Raw genomic sequence first — 20,674 nt, 5'->3', positions numbered from 1 at the left:
AGTAGTCTGATGGCCATATCTAAAGTGCTCCGGCAACTGCTGGATACCCGGATAGGAATACTCGTGGCGCCCCTGAAAAAGGACTTTCTCAAGGACCAGGCGACGTCACCCGGCACACCCTCACTCGCGGCAGCTTCTGGCCAGACCTCCTTCCATTCCGGGGCGGTGATCCTACTGATGCTTCTGGGCATGAGTACGATGCTGACGGCGGCTGCAGCCCAGGCATCGGAATGGAATATCGATCATCTGATGCAGTCCTTGGCACATACCAAACCCGGTCGCGCCACATTCGTCGAGAAAAAATTCCTGACCATACTGGAAAAACCCATAGAATCATCCGGTAGACTGCGTTTCATAGCCCCGGACGGCTTGGAGATGCACACCATCAAACCAAAAAATGAGGTTATGCTCATACAAGGTGACGTGCTCACCATCGACCACCAGGATATCCATCTGCAGGATCATCCGGAATTATTGGCATTTATCGATAGCATACGTGGCACGTTGACCGGGAACCAGCAGATGCTGAAGCAATTCTTTCGTCTTTCTTTGAGCGGCAGCGAGGGCAACTGGACTCTGACGATGCTGCCCAGACAAAAAAAGTTGGCGGATCTGGTTCAATATATTCAGGTCAACGGTAGCAACAATACGGTAACCAGCATCGAAACATTGAAAACAAATCGCGATCGTTCCCTGATCACCATCACCAAGTCACCTACGCCGTGAGGAAAAACCGCGTTTTCATCATTGCAACATGGCTGGCTATTTTGCTTGTCGGTAGCGTATTGATCAGCACCACCAAATTCACAGCAAATCTTTCGGAATTCCTGCCTCGGTCACCCACCACGCAGCAGGCGGTCCTGAACGAACAACTACGTCAGGGTATTCTATCACGCCAAATCATGATCCGCATTGATGGCGGTGATGCTACCATACGCGCCAAGCTCTCCAATGAGCTGGTCCGGAAGCTTCAGGGTAACACTGCATTTTTGTCCATCAACAACGGCAGCAACAATGGTGATACCAGAATATTTCATTATATTTTTTCTCATCGTTATTTGTTGAGCCCCACCGTCAACCCGACACTTTTTACAGTTGCCGGGCTACACGACGCCATTGCCGATTCCATCGATATGTTGGCCACTCCAGGCGGAGAGATGGTTCAGTCGTTGCTCCCTAGTGATCCTACCGGGGCCACTGTGCAGATGATCCAGTCCATGGGAAGCGGGGTGAGACCAGTGACCCGCGACGGAGTGTGGTCCTCGCGTTCCGGCAAAAGTGCCTTGATATTGGCACAAACCCGAGCTTCCGGTTCCGCTATAAATGCCCAGCAGGCAGCAATCAACGACATACAGACCGCATTCGCCGTTGCGAAGTCGGAAGCGGGGTCCGTAGCCGCGAACACTACCTTGATGATGACCGGCGTCGGGGTGATTTCGGTGGCCTCTCGCGACGCCATCGTCCATGCAGCGGAGTTGATGTCCACCATCAGTATAACGCTTATAATTTTACTGCTATTGCTCGTATACCGCTCCGGTATCGTGCTTATTCTGGGTCTCATACCCGTATTTTCCGGAGTAATCGTCGGAATTTCCGCAGTAGCGCTTGGTTTCTCTGTTGTCTACGATATCACTCTGGGATTTGGAACGGCATTAATTGGCGAAGCCGTAGATTATTCCATTTATTTTTTTGTGCAGTCCGGACAATCTGCAACAGGAAGTGACGAATGGATACGCAAGTACTGGCCGACCATCAGATTAGGGGTATTCACCTCGATCATCGGATTTGCCAGTCTGCTTTTTTCGAATTTGCCGGGGCTGGCACAACTCGGCCTTTATGCGATTGCCGGGCTTCTCACTGCGGCAATTGTTACCCGGCTGGTATTACCAACCCTGCTGCCCGGCAATTTTAAATCACGGGATTTAAGCAGTATTGGCGAACATCTGCTTCGCTTGACACGAACCCTTTCCGCCCTGCGGCCTGGCGTCGTGTTGCTACTGATCGCGGCGAGCGCCGTCCTCGTCAGCCATCGCGACAAGATTTGGAACTACGACCTGTCTGCGCTGAGCCCCGTTCCGGCGGCAGCACAACGACTCTATACGCAAATGCGTGCTGACCTGGGTGTATCCGAGGGCGGTTATCTGGTCGTCGTTTCTGCACCCACCGTCAACGCTACGTTGGCTGTGGCCGAAAAGACCGGCAATGCGCTACAGGGGTTGGTAGAAAATCACGTCATTGCCGGCTATGAGAGTCCCGCCCGGTACCTGCCGAGCGTCACATTGCAACAGGAGCGGCAAGCGGCGATCCCACCAAAAGACGTGCTGGAAAGGCGTTTGCGTGAAGCCCTGCTTGGTCTACCGGTAAAAGCTTCGCTGTTCACGCCGTTCATCAAGGAATCCGAGGCGCAGCGCACGCTCACCCCCTTAACCCTTGCCGACCTGCGCGGCACCAGTATCGGGATGGTGGTAAACAGCATGCTTATCCGCCACGGCAACGGATGGGACGCCATTCTACCGCTCAAAGCACCGGCTTCAGGCACGGTGGACGCGCGGCGCGTGCGTGCCAGCCTTGCCCGGCACCATATCACGGGTGCCATGCTCATCGACTTGTCCGGAACATCGAATCAATTGTATAAAAGTTATCTGATAAATGGGATTAAGCTGTCATTATCCGGTGTCGCTTTCATTGCCTTGCTGTTATTGTTCGTATTGCGCTCCCCGGTGCGCGTCTTCAGGATACTGCTACCGTTGATTGCGGCCGTCCTGACCGTAACCGCCGGACTTGTCTTGCTCGGCTACGAACTAAATATTATGAATCTGATCGGGCTGATGCTGATTGTCGCCATCGGATCAAACTACGCACTCTTTTTTGACCAGGGCGCCCGGCAGGTCCACGGGGAGATCGCGCCGCGTACGCTCGCTTCTCTGGTCATCGCCAACATCACCACCATCATGGGATTTGGGCCACTCGCTTTTTCCGGAGTTCCAGTACTGCAGGCCATCGGTGCCGCCGTCGCGCCGGGCGTTGTTCTGGCGTTGTTATTCTCTGCCAGTTTTTCCCAACAGTCGACCGTTTGATCCCTAGCTTCCCAAAGCGCTCCCGACCAACCGCCAGATACTCCCCGCTTACGGCGGGCGCGGAAAGGATTTTCTAGTTGGACCTATGCGCCTGCACATAAGTGCAGAGGTTGCGCAAACAACTAAATATTTCTACCTTATTGTCGTTGTCGCTTGATATCATTAATCCGTAGTTTTTTCCTATGACCATGGATATCTCCAGAATATCAATGGAATCAAGTCCCAATTCTCCACCATATAATGGCGCTTCAGGGTCAATGTCCTGCGGACCCACGGGGAGATTCAGTGCCGCTATTATTAAAGCACTCAACTCCAGTTCCTGGGGCGTAAGGCTGTACATATCTGATAGTCTCCATTGCGTTATGTTTAACGGCGCGCCAGGTGACGATACGCCCCGGGCGATACGATCCAGCTCCTCCGGCAGGAGGACCGAGGTGCCCGCCCGGTTCCGCTTTTATAATTCTACCCCAGATTGCTACTTGGTTCACAATCGGTGGATACCGCCCTCAAGCGAGGCGGCCCACCCACCCGCGCCGCCGTGCTTCCCTACCGTCCCTACAGGCGGCCACTGAGCTCGGTTTGACATTCACCGGTCGCCCAATCACAATGCTCATATTATCTATTATTATGATTTATAAGACACATGCCACCGGTGCTCGTATCACGATTCACCGCGACAAGCTGTATCGGACGCGGTCTGGACCAAACCCTTGCTGCACTGCTTGATCGCCAAAGCGGGCTGAAGCCGTGCGCCTTCCAGGGTATCGACATCAACACCTGGGTCGGCGAAGTGGATGCGGTTGACGACGAGGAAATGGAACCGGGGCTGCGAGACTTTAACTGTCGTAACAATAGGTTGGCGCAGTTAGCCCTGCGCCAGGACGGATTTGCCGAGGCAGTGGATACTGCCGCCAGCAAATGGGGCCGAAGGCGGATCGGCGTTTTCCTGGGGACCAGCACCGCGGGCATTCTGCAGACCGAATGGGCGTTTCGGCATCTCGACCCCGTTAGCGGATGCCTGCCAGCGGATTTTGTCTATGCCGCCACCCACAGCCCATACTCTCTAAGCGACTTCATCCGGCGAAAATTGCGCCTCGAAGGTCCGGCCATGTCGGTGTCTTCCGCCTGCTCCTCCAGCGCCAAGGTCCTCGCCTCGGCAAAACGTATGCTGGACGCTGGATTGATTGATGCCGCCGTAGTCGGCGGCGTAGACTCATTATGTGCGACCACCCTCTACGGTTTTCATTCGCTGGGGCTGTTGGCCGACGGCCCCTGTCGACCATTCAGCGACGATCGTAAAGGTATTTCCCTCGGCGAGGCCGCCGCCTATCTGTTGCTAGAACGCATGCCGGGCAGTCCCGACAGCGATGCGGTGCTTTTGTTGGGTGTGGGTGAATCCAGCGATGCCTATCACATGTCATCGCCTCACCCCGACGGTCTGGGAGCGCGCATGGCCATGGAACAGGCGTTGTCTTCGGCCGGATTGAGCCCTGCAAGTATTGACTATATCAATCTGCACGGCACCGCCACTCTCAACAATGATTCGTCCGAGGCCAAAGCAGTAGCCGGAGTCTTCGGTGCCACAACACCGTGCAGCTCTACCAAAGGTGCTACCGGCCACACCTTAGGTGCCGCCGGAGCGCTGGAGGCCGTCATCTGTGCCATCGCCATCCAACATGACCTGATGCCGGCGGGTCCGGAAGCCGGCCAGAGAGATACCACGACTGGCATTCAATATCTCATGTCAAACCAACGGCAAAGGGTTTCCCATATATTAAGCAATTCCTTCGGCTTTGGTGGCAGCAACTGCAGTCTGGTCTTCGGCCGTTCCGCCTAGCGAAACGATATCATGACATTGATCAGTGCATACCTGGAAGGTATAGGGCTGCTCGGCCCTGGTGTCCCCGACTGGCCGCAAGGTTCAGCCATACTTGCCGGACGAACGCCCTACCACGAGCAGAAAACCGTATTATCGCCACCGGCCTCATTGCCAGCGGCAGAGCGACGCCGCGCCAGCCCGGGAGTCATGGCTGCCCTGGAGGTGGGGCATAAGGCCTGCGCCATGGCCGGCGTACGGCCCGCAGATCCGGCATCGGTATTTGCGTCGTCGGGGGGCGATGGTCGCATCTGCCATGCCATCTGTTCGGCGCTGGCGTCGGGAGACACCATGATTTCTCCCACCCAGTTTCATAATTCCGTACACAATGCTATTTCCGGTTATTGGGGCATTGCGGCGGGTGCCATGACGCCGTCCTCTGTGGTCAGCGCCCATGATGGGAGCTTCGCTGCCGGACTATTGGAAGCGGTGATGCTGTTGGGGAGCGAGCAGCGCCCTGTGTTATTGATCGCCTGTGATAGTGATTACCCGCAGCCTCTGCACGATGCCCGTCCGGTTCCCGATACTTTTGCCGTGGCGTTGCTGCTGACAGCCATGCCACGTCCCGGAAAGACGATCGCGCAACTCAGTTTTTGCGGCGATACGTTATTTACGGACGCCGCAGTGCAACCCATGGATGACCATGCCCTTGAAACCCTGCGCCAATCCATTCCTGCCGCACGCTGCCTCCCTCTGCTTCAGCTCATAGCGAGAGGAGAAGCGGGGCGCATCGTCCTGGATTACGTGAATCCTCCACGTTTGGCGGTGGATGTGGCACCATGCAGCTAGACCGCCAGTGGATTGCCGGACAAATACCGCACCAGGGGGGCATGCATTTGCTCGATGCTGTAGAGCGATGGGATGAAAACACCATTACCTGCACGGCCACCAGCCACCGATGGGAAACGTTACCGCTACGCGCCCACGGACGGCTCGGTGCCGCCTGCGGTATTGAATATGCGGCACAGGCTATGGCCGTACATGGCGCCTTGTTGTGCCCCACAACCGGAGAGGGGCACGCAGTTCAGTTAGGTTATCTCATCAGTGTGCGCAATGTTGTCCTGCGCGTATCGCGCCTTGACGATATCGACGGCGATCTCACGATTACGGCGGAAAAGCTGGCCAACACGGACAATCTATTATACCGCTTCACCGTTCTGGGCCAGGGCCGCATGCTGCTGGACGGCCGTGCGGCACTTCTACTGGACGCCAATCCGTCTGCAGCAGGGCATTCCTTTGCTGCCCCACTTGCGGGCATCCGGGAGGAGCCGCATGCCTAAGCGCGCCCTGGTCACCGGCGGTAGCGGCGGCATTGGTGCCGCTATCTGCAAAAAACTCGCCGCAGATGGCCTCCAGGTCATTATTCATACCCATCGCAACCCAGAGAAAGCCCAGGCTCTCGCAGACTCTATCGTCGCCACGGGTGGCGATGCCACCTTGTTGGCTTTCGACGTCACCGATGCACAGGCCACCACTGCGGCCTTGCAGGATGAGCTCGAAGCCGGGCCCATCCAGGTTCTGGTCAACAATGCCGGCATTCATGACGATGCGGTCTTCCCGGCCCTCAGCGCGCGGCAGTGGCAGGGCGTGATAGACGTATCACTGAACGGTTTCTTCCATGTAACGCAGGCCGTACTCATGCCCATGATCCGCACGCGCTGGGGGCGCATCATCAATATCACCTCGGTGGCCGCGCTAACGGGTAATCGCGGTCAGGTCAACTATTCGGCGGCCAAGGGTGCGCTGCATGCGGCCACCAAATCCCTGGCGCTGGAGGTCGCCAACCGTGGGATTACGGTCAACGCCGTGGCGCCTGGCATCATCGCGACCGAAATGAGCGCGAATGCCTTCCCTATTGACGCCATCGCGCAAATGGTGCCGATGAAGCGTGCCGGGCGACCCGAGGAAGTGGCCGATCTGGTTGGGTTTCTTGCCTCGGAACAAGCCGCCTACATCAGTGGACAGATCATTTCCATCAATGGCGCCATGGCATGAACCCTGGAGCTTTCCATGAGCACGCTTAGTCATGTTTTTGATCTGCCCGCGCAGAAATCCGAACTGCTGATCTTTTTCACATTGCTGTCACTCAGCGTCATCATATTCGCCGCGCGCATGGGTGGAGAAATCGCCGCCAGGATCGGCCAGGCGGCGGTGGTTGGCGAAATCGTCGCCGGAATCGTGCTGGGTCCGTCGCTGTTCGGCCTGCTGATGCCCGATGCCTTCCACTACATTTTTCATTCGATTCCTGCTGGCCCCCTGGATGCCCTTTCTCAACTGGGTCTGATCCTGTTGATGTTTCAGATCGGTCTGGAATTCGATTTTTCCCACCTGAAAGAAAAAGCAAACCGGAATGCGGTGTTATGGGTGGCAACGGCAAGTATGCTGATACCATTCGTCCTTGGTCTGGGGTTCGGCCTGGTCAGCGCGCCCGTTCTCGCTCCCCAAGCCGAACCGTGGACATCGGCACTGTTTATCGCCACCGCATTTTCTATCACCGCCGTACCCATCCTTGGCCGCATCATGATGGAGTTCGGCATGACCAGATCCCGCCTCGGAGTCATTGCCATCAGTGCGGCGGCAATCAACGACGTCGTCGGCTGGTTGTTGCTCGCGCTGGTGACGACTCTGGCGCTGTCCCATTTTGAAGCGCTCACCTTCGCCATCAAGGTTTTTTTGGTATTCGCTTTCATCGTCATCTGGATATCTGGCATTCGGCCGCTGATGAAATGGGTGATCCGGCGCTTCAGCGCGGGAGGCAAGCTGACTCCGCATTTGTTGGGCATCATCCTGATCAGCATATTCGTTTCCGGATTGATCACCTCTTCGTTGGGGATTTTCACGATCTTTGGCGGCTTCATCATGGGCGTCATCCTCCACGACGCGGATGAATTCGTGGAGGCGTGGAATGAGCGGGTCTCCCCTTTTGTGCTGGTCTTCTTTCTCCCGATTTTCTTCACTTATACGGGCCTGCGTACCAATATTGGCGGATTGGACAGCGCGTCACTCTGGGGTTGGTGCGGATCGATCTTACTTCTTGCGACGGTGGGCAAGTTCGGCGGTGCATATGGGGCGGCACGGATCGCCGGTTTGAACCACCACCAGGCCAAGGTTATGGGCATCATGATGAATACCCGCGCATTAATGGAGTTGATCGTCATCAATGTAGGATATGATCTGGGTGCCATATCCCAGCAGGTTTTCACCATGCTGGTGATCATGGCCATCTTCAGCACCATCATCACGACACCTTTTCTCCGTGCGTGGTTACCCCGGGCCGGGGTACAACTGACCTCCCCCGTTCCCATACCCGAGCGGTCGCAAAACCGTTTGACCACAGATTACCGCCCAGACCAGTAACGCAACAACAATACGGGCAAACGAACCAGAAAACCGAAGAACAGGCGAGTGTGCATCCAGGTAAGCAGCACGTTGTCCCGCAGATAGCGAAAATGGGATACTCCGCCCTCATCGGCGCGGAAATAGCGGACTGTTGCTGGCATGTTGATAATTCTGACACCACGCCAGGACATACGCACCGCCGCCTCCGGATCGAAATCGAAGCGTCGCATCCAGCGTTGTGAGTGCATCAGTTGCCGCAACGGCGCGATGGGATAAACGCGAAAACCAAACAGGGAATCACCAATGCCTCCCCCCAGGGTCTCCAAGTTGGCCCACCAGTTGGATACCCTGCGGCCTTTTACTCGCAAGGTTGGAGCGCTGGCATCGAAGACCGGGACTCCGAGGATCATGGCATCCGGATTTTGCAGGGATGCTGCCATAAACGCGGGAATGGCATCCATGGGGTGCTGCCCGTCGGAATCCATCGTCAGCACATGAGTGTAACCCTGCGTGGCGGCCTGATCCAGACCGAAAAGCACGGCCGCGCCCTTACCCTGATTACTGGTGCGTTGAAAAACGTGTAACCCGCCGTCTTGGGCGGCCAGCGCCTCCAGCCCCGCAGCCGTTCCGTCGGTGCTGCCATCCACCACTATCCATACGGGGTTCCACCGCTGCCGTGCCAATGCCACGGTTTCATACACCTTTGGACCGGGATTGTAGCTAGGAATCAGCAACAGGTGAGTAGTCGACGCCCCGCTCATGAAGAATGAACATCCGTTACTGCGGGGAGATGCGGCAATTTGGCGTCCACCAATGCCGATTGGAAGTAGCTTTCCAACTCCGCGGTGAAGACGCGCACATCGGTCGGCGGGTCAAAGCGTTGGCCGAGATGTATTCGATAGTGAATGGGCATGGATGGCTTGCGGAAAAAAGGCCAGCCCTTGGTCAGGAAAGCCGAGTCGGTTTCGATCAAAACAGTTTGGATAGGCACCCCAGCCTCCTTGGCAATCAGGGCAATGCTACCGCGTACGGTCCCGATGGGGAGACGGTTGCTCCGGGTGCCTTCCGGGAAGAGCAGCAAATGACTGCCGCTGCGCAGGTCTTCCACGGCAAGATAGATCATGCCGCGTAACGAATCATTGCGGATATAACCAGCCAAACGGGCGCCCGCGCCAAAAAATACGTTATCCACCAACTCTGACTTCATGATGCACGCCAGATTGGGCAAGCGGGAAATCACCATCAGCGCATCCATCAGCGAAGGGTGATTGGGCGCGATGATCATGGGCGATTCGCCCTGGAGAATATCCAGCGCCTTCAGGTCAAAACGGCAGGCCCCCATAATGGATAAGGCCCGCAGGTAGATTCGGAAACCCATGGTAATAACCAGTCGTCCCGTCCGTTTTTTCCATTTCCTGGGCAGCACGAGGCTCAGTGGCAGGGCCAGCACGGACCACAGGAGGCTGACGCTCGCCAACAGTCCCAGCCCGCAATAGAAGGCGAGATATTCCCGCAGCGTACGCAATATACCTGGAATACCCGACCCCTGGACTTGGCTCATGCCATACCGCCATGGAGTACGCCCGCGGTTGCCTCAATTTCCACCAGAAGATCTGCTCGGCAGATATCAGCCTGAAGATAAAATATCGGAGCCTTTGGCGTAACAAGACGATCCAGTTCGGCCCGAACGATCGGCAGATCCGTGAACTGCCGCAAATAAACCTTGTAGGAAAGGTCGTTGAGGTCATATGGGGATCCAGCCGCGACGCGATTTGTCTCTGCGACGACGGCGGCGATATTCGCCATGCTTTCGCGTGCTTGCGCCGCCACATTCCCGCCATGCCGGGTTTGATGCCCGATGATGCTGGCCGTTCCGGAAATGAAGAGAATTTTTTGTTGTCCTAGATCAACCCAGCCGGCACGAGAGAAGGTCGGGCTGCTTGGCCCGTATTCTTGCGGGTAATGGTAGGCACTGATCTGCCTGGGGTTTTCAACGGCCACCGAGTTACGCCGTGCCGCAAGAAAGTACACGACCAGCGGTCCATCGACGGAGCCCAATGCGCTGGCTGCGGGGATGTTTTGCCTCGACGGAAGGCGATTGTGGGCAAGGAACGCATCCTGGCGACCTATATTGAATTGACGATAGTGTTCAAGACCATGGCTAACCCCATTGATGTCCGGCACAAAATTCCAAATACGCAACAGGCCCGGGTACCCGTGGCGATCCAGCAGGCTGAATATCTGCTGATACGCGAGTTCGGCCGCGTTCTGTAAAGGGGGGTGAATCAGGCCATGATTGCCGGCTGGAAGGTCGGCTACGGCCAAGGCGATGCTGCCAAACAAAAAGTCGCGGCTGCAGCGGTAGGTAATATCGCCAAACGTCCCGGCAAGCACCGGTTGCGTGGTCTTCCATAGTTCACATAGATCATCTCCCCGGCCGGATAACGGTATTTGTAATATTCCCTCGGGCTTGGCACCATCCCCTTCTCCAACAAAACCGGTTTGGAATGTAATGATTCCCAGCAAACCTTTCTGCCTGGACAATGACGGCAACGCGCCATCGGCAGGACGGGCGTAAGAGTAATAAAGTTCTCCCGCATCAGTAGGCAAGGCGTTCGCTCTTGGCGTCATCACTATACTCGTATGTCTTCTTTACGCCGCTTCCAGGCTGCCCATGAACGACGTGCATGACGCAGGGAAGACAAGTAATAAATACCCTTAAAGACGGCAAGAGAGGGCCAAATCGGCGTCTTCCTGAAAATATCTCCGGCAAGGACCGAGAGTACCGCCTCCCTGGCCCTCAGCACGTTATTCGAGCGCATAAACATATCGCGCATGGCGGGTTGGCTGATGTGATAAATATACCAGGAAAAAACCTTGCCGCCGTGGCGCACCCGGCGATCGAAATCCCTGAGCGCCCGCGCCGCGCGCTGCGGCTCACGCAGGCACGTGTCGATGGTCTCGGCGCCGATGAATGCGCTTTGCATCGCCAGCATGACCCCCGAAGAAAAAACCGGGTCGATAAAAGCAAATGCATCGCCCAGCAGCAGATAGTTGGGCCCATGGGTTTGATCGCAAGCGTAGGAGTAGTTGCCGGTGGCCTCGACATCGGTAGTGCGCTGGGCATTCACCAGCCGTGCTGCGAGGGCAGGGCACATTTCGATGGTTTCCTGAAAAAACTCGTTTACCGGTTTGCTTCTGGATTTGAGGTAGTACGGCCACACCACGGCCCCTACGCTGGTCGTTCCATCCGCAAGGGGAATGAACCAGAACCACCCGTGCTCAAACCAGAATAACGAAATATTTCCTTCTTCCCTGCCGCCAAGGCGCTGGGCACCGCGAAAATGCGCGTAGAGGGCGGAGCCATTATGCTTGGAGTTGCGGCGTTTGGATTTGAGACGATTGCCCAGGAACGTATCGCGGCCGGATGCATCCACCAGGAAGCGTGCCTGCCAGGTTTCCTGGCGGTCATCTCCGTGCTGCGCATGGACCAGCACCCCGGCGTTATCGCGCAGAAACTCCACAGCGTTCGCGCGACAACCTTCCATGACCTTGGCGCCTTTTCGCTCTGCATTGCGAATGAGGATCTCGTCGAATTCGGAACGCCGCACCTGATACGCCATCGGCATGGATTTGTCCCATGCGTCGGCAAAAGAAAAGGTCTGCATCTTCTCTGCATGGTAAGGCGAATTGAACTCCGCCCCCCATTTTTCCATGCCGATGCGCCGGATTTCCTCTGCAACACCCAATTCCCGCAATAGGGGTAAATTGGCCGGAAGTAGCGATTCACCGATATGGAAGCGGGGATGGTACGCCTTTTCCAGAACGGTCACCTGGTAGCCCCGCCCTGCCAGTAACGCACTGATCGTGGAGCCCGCCGGCCCTCCGCCGATCACCAGGACGTCACAGATTTGCGCTGCCGGAGCCAAAGTGGACATTTCATTTTTTCCCATTAGGATCTGCTCCATATTAATTTTTTCACGAAAACAGTTGCGCCCATGGCGTGCGCATCGACAACCTTATCCGCAAGCAAGGATAGGATTTTTATAATTGCGCATTACTGAGCGCCATTGGCAAAGATACACTGCGCAGTCCGTGGCTCGCGCACCGTTCCAATAGCCTGGGCAGCACCTCCAGTACAACCGGCTGGCCATTACGTGTACGTGCCGATCCTCCGTCGTGCATCAACAAAATGTCGCCGGCAGAAAGATTGTGGACGAGGCGACGGAGCACCACCTCGGGATTACGACAAACAGCGTCATAGCCGCGCCGGGTCCAGGCCACATGCTGCATATGGGTCTGGCGCAATACGCTACCCAACCATGGACTGCGAAAGCCAAATGGGGCACGAAAAAACCTGGAGCTGATGCCGTTACTTGCGGAATGAATGGCCTGTTGTGTGGCCACGACTTCCATTTTTAGTTTCCTTATCCCACTAAATGCAAATAGATTTCGGTGATTATAGCTGTGATTTTCTATACTATGTCCGCGACGCACGATTTCCGCAACCAAATCTGGCTGTGCGGCCACTTTCTCGCCAATACAAAAGAAGCTGGCTTTCGCGCCATAGAGATCCAGTTGGTCCAGCACCAGGGGGGTTATGTGGGCATCCGGCCCGTCGTCAAAAGTTAATGCTATCTCACCGCGACCTATGGCCGCTTTTGGCAAGCGTACCAAGTTGGCACTGATTATTTTGCAGCGTGGACACATGACCAGAGATCCCAACACGGCATTTCCCAAGACCCCTGCACCCGCCAGAGCCCATAACGCCGACGTCAGCAGCATATTTCCAGAACCCTCCGGTTCCAAGCCATCTGGGGCAGACCGTACTCCATGGAAACAACCTCCAAAGTATATCGTTTCGCTGCTGTTGGCGTGTTCGTTAAGGTACCCGATCGGTCCGCTACCGCTTCGGTGGAAAGTGTGGCATGGTAGATGCTTCCCAGCAAGTCGTCGGAACGAATATTCACCCACCGGACCACTGGTGGCACAGGGAGGGGCGCAAGATCCGGGGACGCATCGTCTTTTGTATATTTGTTGATCGGTCTCGGACAGAACCGCCCCAACCGTGAAGATGCGGCAGTGATGAACCATTTCGCCGCGTATTGGCTTAACTGAACAATCCGCCGAATGAGGTGAGCATATGATGGAAAAAATAGAGATCGTAGCTGCTGAAATAAACTATCTGATAGCCAATACACAAACCATGACTCTGGCCACACTCGATTCAGCAGGTGTCCCGGAGGCGTCTATGGCACCATTTATTCATGATGCGGCAACCCGTCAGTTTTATACCGCCGTGAGCGGACTTTCCCCACATACGGCCTATCTAGCGGCCAAAAAACCCGTCGGGATAATGATCATCACGGATGAACAGGGTGCCCCTCAGGTGCTTGGCAGAAAGCGCGTGAGCTATACGTGTGACGTCCATGAAATCTTCAGGGAAACCGAAATTTGTCATATGCTCTACGAGCAGTTCAAGGCCAAGTTCGGCGGCATCATGGAACTGTTATTCCAATTACCGGACTTTCGCCTGTTCGGCCTCGATCCCTTATCCGGGCGTTATATCGCGGGATTCGGAGGCGCCTATCTCCTAAAGGGCGATTCCATCACCCCGATTGGACCGGACAATCTCCGGAAGGGGCCCGGACTGGAACAAGCGCCATAGCCATCGCTCTGTCAGGCGTAGGTATGACCCAGCGGACGATGGCCTACTCTACAAAAACGGTTCCCGACCGCTTTCGTCACACATTCAAGAGCCAAAAAGCGACTTTCTTACCCTTCGTCACATCCACCCCTCCTTGCAGTGCGCAAATCAGGGTCGCTTAGACGGTTACGCGCTCATCTTAAATCTCGAAAAAGGACAACTCCGCATCGATAACAATCCTGTGGAACGGGCGCTTGGGGCAATGACGCCGCGGCAAGCAAGCGATTTGATAGGGCTGCCGCCTTCTGCACGAGCTGATCCTTTCCGGAAACCCTACGCAAGCAGCGCGATGATCTGCTGCACGCATTGGTCCGTCCTTTCAGGGAGAAACCCCGCAGCCTGCCATGGGGTGACTGCGCCCTTGGTGAATAGTTACTATCTAAATAGGCATCCTACGGCATTGCCACGCTCCCATCACTGCGGGGATCAGCGGCACCGGCAAATCCACCCTCCAGGTCACGCGCGACCATGCCCGCATGACCCATGAAATCACTGTAACCCGGAACCCATGACACTTGATGCCCCCAGCGCTGCAAATCCTCAAAAACAGTCCGGGAATAGCGCTGCTCCAGACGCAAACCGGCCGAGATCTCTCCCCAGGTCCTCCCATACAGCCAGCGCGGACTGGCTACTGACTCGGCGAGGGAAAGCCCATAGTGCTTGACGCGCATGAGCAGTGCCGCCTGGGTTTGGGGCTGGCCATCTCCCCCCATACTGCCGTAGGCGAGTTGCACCCGCCCCTGCTCGGCATAGAGCGCTGGATTAAGGGTATGAAAGGGGCGTTTCCCCGGCACCAACACATTGACGTGTCCCGGCTCCAGAGAAAAGGCGCAGCCGCGATTATTCCACAACACCCCAGTATTGCCCGCCACCACGCCAGTGCCGAACTCGTGGTAGAGACTCTGAATCACACTCACCATCCGCCCTTGCCCATCCACCACCCCGAACCAGACCGTATCGCCTTTGGCGGGTCCAATGGGTGGCAGTGGCATCGCGATAAGGGGATGTATCTCTCTGGCGCAGTCATCCAGGAAATCCGGATTCAGCAATGACGCAATGTCCACATCGCAAAAGTCGGGATCAGCGATGAGCTGGTCCCGGTACTTGAAGGCCAGTTTGGTGATTTCTACCGTGTTATGAATCAGTTCCGAGCCCAGATGGTCCCCGCCGTTGAGTCCAACGCGATTGAGCAGGGCGAGGATCATGAGCGAGGCTACCCCCTGGGTGGGCGGCGGCATATTGATGGCTTCGCCGACGCCGAAGGCGGTGCGCACCGGCTCCACCCAGCGGGGCTCGAAGGCCTGCAAATCGGCTTCTGTCAGCAGACTGCCAGCGGCTTTGAGACCCTTCGCCATTTGCCAGGCGAGCGGACCGTGATAAAAAGCCTCTGCACCATTCTCCGCCAGAGTCCCGAGCGTTTGTGCCAGCGCCCGTTGACTCCACAGTCGCCCGGTTGGCATTATCTCTCCCCCCGGCATGTAATGCGCTGCGAAACCCGGCTGCTGACGGAGTGCGTCACCAAATCTCGTGAGGGTATGGCTCTGGTTAGGGCTGAGCGGAAAACCGGTGGCGGCGTGGCAATAAGCGCTCTCCAGCAAATCGGACCAGGACTTACGGCCCCGCCAGCGATCCCTGGAGAACCCAAATGCTGCTCCCCAGCCGCCCACCGCACCAGGCACTGTCAAAGCGGATAAGCCGCCACGGAACGGAATCTCGCGTAGCCCACGATCATGAAACAGTGCTGCCGAATAGCGTCGTCCTGATGGACCAGCAGCGGCCAGTCCGCGCACCGTGTGCGCATCGCCGTCCGAGATCAGCCAGAACCCGTCGCCCCCCAGCCCGTTCATGTGGGGATAGACCACAGAGAGGGTCGATGCCACCGCGATACCCGCCTCTATGGCATTACCACCGCTGCGCAAAATAGCGGCCCCGGCCTCGGCCGCCAGGGCGTGCGGAGCACTCACGGCACCCCTCTCCGAACTCGCCGACAAGGAGATCTGACCGGGTTTCACAGAATGGACCTCAGTTTGCGACGCGCTGAACACCATTCCTGGCGGGTATTCAGCCGGGAATAACGCAAATAGTGATTCCACGGCAAGCGAATATGCTCTACCGCCGACAAATAACCCAGTTGTCGATCTAGCCTTGCATCAGCTGCACCCAAAGGTACTGCGCAGAGTGATGGTAGCCAACTCTGCGATACCATCAGCGGATGCCCGCCGCTACCCCAGCGATCTATCGGACTTACCGCCGCAACATTCCGAGCGTGTGCAAGGCGCCGCAGCCGCCTGAGCCATAGCACGGGCGGCAAAGTCGTATCTACCTGCACCACCAACGCAGGGCCAGATAGATTATGCAACCCTACCTGAAGCGTCGAGAAAGGCCCACGCCTTGCCCGAAAGTTATGCCGTTTCATGGCACGACGATGCAGGCAAGCCAAAATCCGCCGTGGCCGATACCCTGTCACCAGATACACTGGCGCGAACCCCGCCTGCCGCAGGATATCCACCTGCCGGTCAATCCAGTTCCGGCCATCACCGGGCACACGCCTGCACGCTTTGTGCTGTCGCCCCGAGCGCCGGGACCGGCCACCCGCCAGAATGATGGCTGCATCCATGCTACAGCCTAAGTTGCCGTCGGCATCAGGCTCACATGCGCCGCGACGATACGCCAACCCTCTGGCGTGCGTATCCAGGTCTGACTTTGTCGGCCATGCACCTGTTCGCGCCGGAACTCCGTGTTGGCAGTCGCAAAACTCTGTCCATAGGTGGTGATCGTCGTATTGACCAACTCCCGATTCAGCGCAGGGGCTGGACGGGATGCCCGAAACTCGGCAATGGCCGCATAGCCGTAGAGATTTTCTGCCACTCCGTAGCGCAGCGTGTGTACACTATTCCAAAATAATTCGTCCAATACATGAACATCGTTTTCCACCAATGCTTTTTCATAACGAAAAAAAGCTGCCTGCATTTCTTGTAAGACTTCGGGCGCATTGATTTCGGTGTGAACCATGGGATTTTTCCTCTTAGCGAGCGGGGATTGGACTGGTAAATCCGTGCAACTCAAGCTCTCTTGCGACTTTAAATATTCGCGCCTCCTGCCAGGGTGCAGCAATAATCTGGACCCCGATAGGCATCGCCCCTGCGCTGGCTACGGGCACCACCACCACCGGGAGGCCAATGAAGGAGAGGGGTTGGGTGTACAAACCCAAATGCGGTCGCACCATCATTTGCTCCCCGTCCAGTTCCATATATCGCTGCCCGATGGCGGGCGCCGACATGGGCGTGGCCGGTGCCAGCAACAGGTCATAGCGCGCGAAAACCTTGAGTACTTCCGCCCGATACCAGCGCCGGAAACGCTGAGCCTGGATATTCCAGGACGCGGGCAATAGCGTACCGGCCAGCATGCGATCCCGCACGTCCGGGTCATAGTCGGCGGCGTGATGACGCAAACGATCCAGATGCAGATTGCTGCTTTCGGCATTGGTGATGAGATAGGCGGCGGCACGCGCCTGCGCCGTGCCGGGAATTTCGACGAGATCCGTCACATTCAGCGCCGCCGCGACCCGCGCCAGTGCCTGCTCCGCTGCTGACGTCGCCTGTTGCATGAAATAGCCGGCGGCAATGGCGATTTTCAGGCCGGCGACACCGTCTGCCAGACTTCCACTGACCGGCTCAGTCGCCCTATCCGCACAAACGGGGTCCGCAGCATCCGCCCCTTGCATGGCATCATAGGCGAGAGCGAGATCCGCCACGCTACGTGCCAGCGGGCCGACATGATCGAGGCTGGGACAGAAAGGAAAGGCTCCAGCCCGGGACAAGCGGCCATAGGTCGGCTTCAGTCCAAAAATACCGCAGAGGGAAGACGGCACCCGAATAGAACCATTGGTGTCAGAACCCAGGGCGATGGGCACCATGCCTGCCGCTACGGCGGCACCACTGCCGCCACTGGACCCGCCTGTCATCCGCAAACGGTCATGGGGATTACGGGAAGGCCCATAGTGAATGTTTTCACCCGTAAAATCGTAGGCATACTCGCCCATATTGAGAGCGCCCACCAGGACGGCGCCCGCTGCCGTGAGCCGTCTTACGGCGGTGGCGTCCGCCACGGCGAGGGCATCTTTTCGATTGATCTTGGACCCGGCGAGGGTAATCTCGCCCTGCAAATCGAAAAGATTTTTGACCGCAAAGGGCACCCCCGCCAGAGGCCCAGGGTCTTCGCCCCGCGCCACCTTCTGGTCCACTGCCTCCGCTTCCCGTAGGGCACGCGCTTCCGTGACGCAGGTGAAGGCATTGATCTCGCCGTTCCTGGCGTGGATATGCCGGAGTGTATCCTGCACCACCTCCACTGCGCGCCACTCGCCGCTACGGACCCGCTGCGCAATTTCCTGCGCCTGCGGAAATGCGTCGTTCTCTGGCTTCATGGGCGGAATACCGGGGCCAAATCTTCCGTCATATCCAGCGGGTGCGCTTCCAGCATCTTGGCCATCCGCGTACTCAGCATGAAATAATACTTCACGTCCGCACGCCATTCTTCGCGTACAGTGAGCCCAAAAGAATCGAAGAGATAGTTCATATACGTATCCACGGGCGTTTCAGCATCTGTTCCGGGCGGATTCATTCTGCTTTTCCTTTTATTAAAAATCAGTTTTTTTGTGCCGTAATTGCAGCAATTCTGCCAACACGCTGATCGCGATTTCTGGGGGCTTTTTACCCATTCCTGGCAAACCCATGGGCATGTGCAAATAGTCCGGAATGTCATGTCCGGCGCGGGACAGTGCGTGACTGAAACGCGCCGCTTTGGACCGGCTGGCAATTACTCCGAGATAAGCCAAGGGTTCCCCGATAAAATGCTCCAGCAACGCGTAATCCATGGCGTGGCTGTAGGTCATGATGAGCACCATGGCATCGGTTGCCGGGGCCTGCAGATCGGCCCAGGTCCAAGTGTCCACCAGGGTAACTTCCGGCGGAAAGGCGGCAGGATCGGCCCATTCGGGGCGCTGATCGAATACGGACGACGCGAAATCCAATTTGTGGGCCATGCTGGCGATCGCCCGCCCTACATGCCCCGCTCCAAAAATCCATAGCGGCTGATGATGGGGGGCTGGCAGCGCGAAGTGCCGCTCCTCGACATCCATACCCGGAGCGTTGGCGCGCAGAAGCACAGTCAAGGCATCAAAGGAACCGATTTCCCGTCCCAGACGGGTCATCCCGGCTACGAGCCGCAACCGGCCTGCTGAATCTCTTTGATAGAGACGAGAGGCGCCAGGCTGGTACAGCTCGGAAAAAAATAGGGGCACATCCAACACACAGATTTCCACCTGCCCACCGCAGCACTGATCATCCGCCGTACCCAGGGTAAAACTCAGTAATGCCGGAGGTGCTTCAGAACGGGGAGAGCACAACACCTGACAGACCTGATATTCCATACGGCCACCACCTACCGTGCCCAACAGGGAGCCGTCTTCCAAGAGACACATGCTGGCCCCGACCGCCGTGGGCGCAGACCCCCGCACCCTGGTCACGACGGCTTCCCGGACCGGAAGCAAGGGCCGCTGACGACTGGCGATGGCATTCATGATGCGTACCCGATCACGGCCACCGGCCCGCCCCCCTGGGGACCCTGATGCTCCGCGCGCGTCGAGACATAAACGCCGGTTTCCCCGGTGATTCCAGCCAACAAGGCTGAGACTACACAGCGGGAATAGCGCATATCGGAGATATCCGCGTCCGTCCACATGGTATGACGACGATGACGGATATGGCCCCGCGGGTCGGCATCGGATTTGGCGAAGACCGCCAGCACCTTCTTCGTATCGACATCTGCCAACTGCCCGTTGACGGGCTGCAGTCCCAGCTGATTCAGCACGGCATGAATCGCCGGCACATCGATGATGTCCTGCATCACCCCATGGGCGATGACCAGATCACCTTCCCACCAGCACGAATTGGCGAAGAGCACCATTTCGGAGCGCTGCAATAAGGGTTTGGCGGAAACGCTGGCCCGACTGGAGTACAAGGACCAATCCTGGTTGATGACGTCATCCGACAGTTCGGATTCAGTGACCTCACCCAGAGCGAGGGCCACCCCCAAGGCAGAAGCGCCGCGCGACCAGGCCATGTCACAGCGCAGGTGCTCGTCACGGACATTTCCGGTCGTTGTAGAGTCCGGCGCTGGAATCGCCCCTTTGATCTGCACCAGATGCACATCCGCAGGCTCGACCTGCAAGGTATGCATGAGCCGGGTCACCGCGCGGGCGGTCTCCCGCACCATCGCCATCCGCCCCACTTCCTGCGCGCTGAAAGGGCGCGTATGGGCGGATGCAAGCGCCAGACGTTTTATCGGATAGGCTTGCTCCGCCGCCCGGCCTGATACCGCAAACACCAGAATATGCGGCGCCGCAACCCCTTCACTACCTCCCGAAAAGGACAACACCACGCGTTCTTCCACCAACTCTGGACGGCAATCCAGATGCGTTGCCAGCACTTGGCTCACAGCCATCATCGCCAAAGTCCGGGTAAAGTCGTTCATGCCGCCGTTACCCTCGGTTTTACCAATAATCGCGACGATGCTCTGGGGATTTATCACCCCCTCGGCAATCGCCCGGACCAGTCCGGAAACGTCGGCAGGGTCTGTCGTAAAAAACCGGTAGACGGAGGTACGCATGGTCTTCGC

At 57.2% G+C, this 20,674-nt stretch carries 21 protein-coding genes; 8 read left to right on the top strand and 13 right to left on the bottom strand.

What is annotated here, in order from left to right; translation table 11 throughout:
• Positions 1–9: 9 nt before the first annotated feature.
• Together AFE_RS03775 and AFE_RS03770 are read left to right on the top strand one after the other, a co-directional pair.
• Entirely contained in the window at positions 10–726 is a 717-nt protein-coding gene (locus AFE_RS03775; RefSeq protein WP_012536368.1) for a LolA family protein, read from the top strand.
• Positions 723–3,077 (top strand): MMPL family transporter, encoded by a 2,355-nt coding sequence (locus AFE_RS03770; RefSeq protein ID WP_012536367.1) that lies wholly within the window; start codon positions 723–725, stop codon positions 3,075–3,077. Before AFE_RS03775 ends, AFE_RS03770 begins: the two co-directional genes overlap by 4 nt.
• Positions 3,078–3,150: 73 nt before the next feature.
• Here AFE_RS03770 and AFE_RS03765 read toward each other — a convergent pair whose 3' ends face one another.
• Positions 3,151–3,417: a phosphopantetheine-binding protein gene (locus AFE_RS03765; protein WP_012536366.1), complete on the bottom strand. Its 267-nt coding sequence runs from the start codon at positions 3,415–3,417 to the stop codon at positions 3,151–3,153.
• Positions 3,418–3,720: 303 nt separating this feature from the next.
• Here AFE_RS03765 and AFE_RS03760 point away from each other — a divergent pair, with 303 nt between their 5' ends.
• The 5 genes from AFE_RS03760 to AFE_RS03740 are packed head-to-tail and all read left to right on the top strand — an operon-like array spanning position 3,721 to position 8,310.
• Complete coding sequence (locus tag AFE_RS03760) at positions 3,721–4,914, top strand: beta-ketoacyl-[acyl-carrier-protein] synthase family protein (protein WP_012536365.1); 1,194 nt, start codon at positions 3,721–3,723, stop codon at positions 4,912–4,914.
• Positions 4,915–4,926: 12 nt separating this feature from the next.
• Positions 4,927–5,742: a beta-ketoacyl synthase chain length factor gene (locus tag AFE_RS03755; RefSeq protein WP_012536364.1), complete on the top strand. Its 816-nt coding sequence runs from the start codon at positions 4,927–4,929 to the stop codon at positions 5,740–5,742.
• Positions 5,733–6,233 (top strand): hypothetical protein, encoded by a 501-nt coding sequence (locus AFE_RS03750; RefSeq protein ID WP_012536363.1) that lies wholly within the window; start codon positions 5,733–5,735, stop codon positions 6,231–6,233. The genes AFE_RS03755 and AFE_RS03750 overlap by 10 nt, the downstream gene beginning before the upstream one ends.
• On the top strand, positions 6,226–6,948 hold the full coding sequence (fabG, locus tag AFE_RS03745) for a 3-oxoacyl-ACP reductase FabG (protein WP_012536362.1): 723 nt from the start codon (positions 6,226–6,228) through the stop codon (positions 6,946–6,948). Before AFE_RS03750 ends, fabG begins: the two co-directional genes overlap by 8 nt.
• A gap of 15 nt (positions 6,949–6,963) precedes the next feature.
• Entirely contained in the window at positions 6,964–8,310 is a 1,347-nt protein-coding gene (locus AFE_RS03740) for a cation:proton antiporter (RefSeq protein ID WP_012536361.1), read from the top strand.
• Here the strand turns inward: AFE_RS03740 and AFE_RS03735 are convergent.
• From AFE_RS03735 to AFE_RS03715, 5 genes are all read right to left on the bottom strand, one after another.
• Positions 8,292–9,053, bottom strand: a complete 762-nt coding sequence (locus AFE_RS03735) for a glycosyltransferase family 2 protein (protein ID WP_012536360.1) — start codon at positions 9,051–9,053, stop codon at positions 8,292–8,294. The two genes, AFE_RS03740 and AFE_RS03735, sit on opposite strands and share 19 nt — an antisense overlap.
• Complete coding sequence (locus tag AFE_RS03730) at positions 9,050–9,853, bottom strand: lysophospholipid acyltransferase family protein (RefSeq protein ID WP_012536359.1); 804 nt, start codon at positions 9,851–9,853, stop codon at positions 9,050–9,052. The genes AFE_RS03735 and AFE_RS03730 overlap by 4 nt, the downstream gene beginning before the upstream one ends.
• Complete coding sequence (locus AFE_RS03725) at positions 9,850–10,902, bottom strand: chorismate transformation enzyme, FkbO/Hyg5 family (RefSeq protein WP_225487419.1); 1,053 nt, start codon at positions 10,900–10,902, stop codon at positions 9,850–9,852. The genes AFE_RS03730 and AFE_RS03725 overlap by 4 nt, the downstream gene beginning before the upstream one ends.
• Positions 10,903–10,925: 23 nt before the next feature.
• Positions 10,926–12,245 (bottom strand): NAD(P)/FAD-dependent oxidoreductase, encoded by a 1,320-nt coding sequence (locus AFE_RS03720; protein ID WP_009566700.1) that lies wholly within the window; start codon positions 12,243–12,245, stop codon positions 10,926–10,928.
• 91 nt (positions 12,246–12,336) lie between these two features.
• A complete protein-coding gene (locus AFE_RS03715; protein ID WP_157293193.1) occupies positions 12,337–13,032 on the bottom strand; it encodes a polysaccharide deacetylase family protein in 696 nt (231 codons plus the stop codon).
• A gap of 403 nt (positions 13,033–13,435) precedes the next feature.
• Here AFE_RS03715 and AFE_RS03710 point away from each other — a divergent pair, with 403 nt between their 5' ends.
• Positions 13,436–13,960 carry a HugZ family pyridoxamine 5'-phosphate oxidase gene (locus AFE_RS03710; protein ID WP_012536356.1) on the top strand — a complete coding sequence of 175 codons (525 nt, stop codon included), beginning with the start codon at positions 13,436–13,438 and terminating at the stop codon, positions 13,958–13,960.
• Between the two features lie 431 nt (positions 13,961–14,391).
• Here the strand turns inward: AFE_RS03710 and ggt are convergent, their stop codons facing one another.
• From ggt to atzD, 7 genes are read right to left on the bottom strand one after another with little or no spacing between them, the layout of a single operon-like run.
• The gene (gene ggt, locus AFE_RS03705) at positions 14,392–15,963 is read right to left on the bottom strand and encodes a gamma-glutamyltransferase (RefSeq protein WP_225487418.1); all 1,572 of its coding nucleotides are present in this window, start codon (positions 15,961–15,963) and stop codon (positions 14,392–14,394) included.
• A gap of 44 nt (positions 15,964–16,007) precedes the next feature.
• Positions 16,008–16,616, bottom strand: coding sequence for a nucleotidyltransferase family protein (locus AFE_RS15495; RefSeq protein WP_012536354.1), 609 nt, complete (start codon positions 16,614–16,616; stop codon positions 16,008–16,010).
• An 8-nt stretch (positions 16,617–16,624) separates the two neighbouring features.
• Positions 16,625–17,011: an oxalurate catabolism protein HpxZ gene (gene hpxZ, locus AFE_RS03695; protein WP_012536353.1), complete on the bottom strand. Its 387-nt coding sequence runs from the start codon at positions 17,009–17,011 to the stop codon at positions 16,625–16,627.
• A gap of 13 nt (positions 17,012–17,024) precedes the next feature.
• Positions 17,025–18,422: an AtzE family amidohydrolase gene (locus tag AFE_RS03690; protein ID WP_012536352.1), complete on the bottom strand. Its 1,398-nt coding sequence runs from the start codon at positions 18,420–18,422 to the stop codon at positions 17,025–17,027.
• Entirely contained in the window at positions 18,419–18,619 is a 201-nt protein-coding gene (locus AFE_RS03685; protein ID WP_009560989.1) for a DUF4089 domain-containing protein, read from the bottom strand. The genes AFE_RS03690 and AFE_RS03685 overlap by 4 nt, the downstream gene beginning before the upstream one ends.
• Before the next feature lie 16 nt (positions 18,620–18,635).
• Complete coding sequence (locus AFE_RS03680; protein WP_012536351.1) at positions 18,636–19,577, bottom strand: XdhC family protein; 942 nt, start codon at positions 19,575–19,577, stop codon at positions 18,636–18,638.
• A complete protein-coding gene (atzD, locus tag AFE_RS03675; protein WP_012536350.1) occupies positions 19,574–20,665 on the bottom strand; it encodes a cyanuric acid amidohydrolase in 1,092 nt (363 codons plus the stop codon). Before atzD ends, AFE_RS03680 begins: the two co-directional genes overlap by 4 nt.
• Positions 20,666–20,674 lie beyond the last annotated feature (9 nt).

It is taken from the genome of Acidithiobacillus ferrooxidans ATCC 23270 (assembly GCF_000021485.1).
GTDB classification, from domain to species: Bacteria; Pseudomonadota; Gammaproteobacteria; order Acidithiobacillales; family Acidithiobacillaceae; genus Acidithiobacillus; species Acidithiobacillus ferrooxidans.
This window is presented reverse-complemented; position numbering and strand designations above follow the sequence as displayed.